The sequence below is a fragment of the Alicyclobacillus sendaiensis NBRC 100866 genome (genome assembly GCF_001552675.1).
Taxonomy (GTDB): Bacteria; Bacillota; Bacilli; order Alicyclobacillales; family Alicyclobacillaceae; genus Alicyclobacillus; species Alicyclobacillus sendaiensis.
The window spans coordinates 1-2,065 of record NZ_BCRQ01000117.1; the positions used below are offsets into that span (position 1 = coordinate 1).

Annotated in this window: 2 protein-coding genes; both read left to right on the plus strand. The window is 45.4% G+C overall.

All coding sequences use genetic code 11. The annotated features are described in order from the left end of the window. On the plus strand, nt 1-1,603 hold a 1,603-nt coding region (locus tag AS26_RS14110), incomplete at its 5' end, for a Z1 domain-containing protein (RefSeq protein ID WP_083516130.1). Nucleotides 1,604-1,651: 48 nt separating this feature from the next. Then, nucleotides 1,652-2,065 (plus strand): hypothetical protein (locus AS26_RS14360; RefSeq protein WP_157068515.1); only part of this gene is annotated, 414 nt, incomplete at its 3' end.

Here is a 2,065-nt window from a genome sequence, read left to right on the forward strand (position 1 = left end):
GTTAAGAAAAAGGCTACACAACTCTAGTTTCTTACAAGTAACTGCCACTCCTTATTCCCTGTATTTGCAACCAGATTCATACCACCACCGAATCAACGGTGACTCGGAATTTAAGCCGATCAAGCCAGCTTTCACCGTTTTGGTGCCGGTTCATAGCGAATACATAGGGGGGGAATTTTATTTCCGAGATAGCGAGGATGAATCGAGCATCGCATATCATCTTTTTCGCGAAGTGCCCGAAGATGAGCTGGGCATATTACGTAAGCCGGACCGGAGATCTTTCAAACTTGAGGAGTGTCTCACCAGCTCACGGGTAAGCATATTGCGCGAGGCTATTGTGTCGTTCCTTGTAGGAGCGTGCATTCGTAGGCTACAGGCAAGAGAAGCGAAGGAGATCGAGAAAAAATTCAGTTTTATTATTCACACAGAACAATCTAAAGAATGTCATGAATGGCAATGCAGGGTGGTATCTGAGATTAAGGAACGGCTTGCGTATGAGAGTTTTAAAGATACAAAATTATTTAGGGAGATGATTGAAAAATCGTATAGCAATCTGAAATTGTCGATTGATTTAGCCGGGCAGAGCGCTCCACACATTGACGATGTGTTGCGTGAAGTCAGGAATGCCCTCGAACTAGACTACCTCATGGTAACTGTTGTTAATTCTGAAAAAGACGTCAATGAACTGTTGGACGAACGAGGTCAACTTAAATTGCGTACTCCTCTGAATATTTTTATCGGAGGACAAATCTTGGATCGAGGCATTACAATCAACAACCTAATCGGGTTCTACTACGGTCGCAACCCCAAAGTATTCCAACAGGATACAGTGTTACAACATTCGCGTATGTACGGGGCCCGGCCCCTAAGGGATCTTGTAGTCACACGTTTCTACACGACTAGGAGAATATACAATGTAATGAAGAATATTCACGAGTTTGATGAAGCGCTCCGTGAAGCCTTCGAGAGGGGTGGGCATGATAATGGCGTAATTTTTATTCAACGGGATGCTGAAGATCGAATTGTTCCATGTTCCCCGAATAAACTTTTATTATCAGATACTACAACTTTGAGGCCTTCTTCCCGGCACGTCCCAGTGGGATTCAGTGTGAAGTCGAAGGCTGATCTGTCAGGCCCCGTATCATTCGTGGATTCTGTGGTTAAACGCTACATGGGCTCAATGCACACAAAGGAGTCTCCGTTTCTAATGGAGCTTGACGATGCGGTGCAGATCATACAAGCGGTATCGGCGATGTTTCGGGATGGACACGGATGGGATGTCGGAGCGTACATTGCAAGTATGGAGTATTTTTCGCGGCTGACAACTGACCCTCGTTACGCCGGACGAGTGTGGGCGATAGTCCGCAGCGGACGGGAGGCTCAGAGGTTTAAAGCGGATGGGAGATTTGAAAATTCGCCTGATTCACAGGAGGAGCGCGAGTTAGCTCGGAAGGTCGCTTGCGAACTTCCTGCGCTCATTTTATTGCGTCAGAATGGGGACGTTAGTAAGGGGTGGACTGGACACCCTTTTTGGTGGCCGGTTTTGGTCGTGCCTTCGAAGGCGCGGACTGTTATATTTTCCAGAGATCATTCTATAGATTAAACGAACGACGAATCCGAATCTGATGTTGAGTAACAGGGGTCGATATGAGTGGCTATAGACAATCATAAGTATTATAACTCGTTCAAAAGTCTTAAAGCTGTAGATCCGAATAAAGCGGAGGATGTCATCCGCGTAATCCAGCGCCTTGTTGACATCATTGACAGCACGATCGAGAAGGATGTTGGAGAAAAAATCCATATTCATACAAGGAAACGAGAGTGGGATTCAGTAAACTCAATGCAACGACTGGGCAAAGAATTGGATGAAATTGCTTCATACTTCTCGGGCTTAGTTCGTTCACTTCGAGAAGACCAAATGGATAGACAAAAAGTTGAAGTGCATGGGTATAAACAAGGAGCTCATGCTGTTGAAGACTCTCACGTTTCGAAAGTGACGACAAAAGAATATTATACTCTAAACAATGAATTGACATACAGACGCCGCGATCACTCAGTCCGTGTC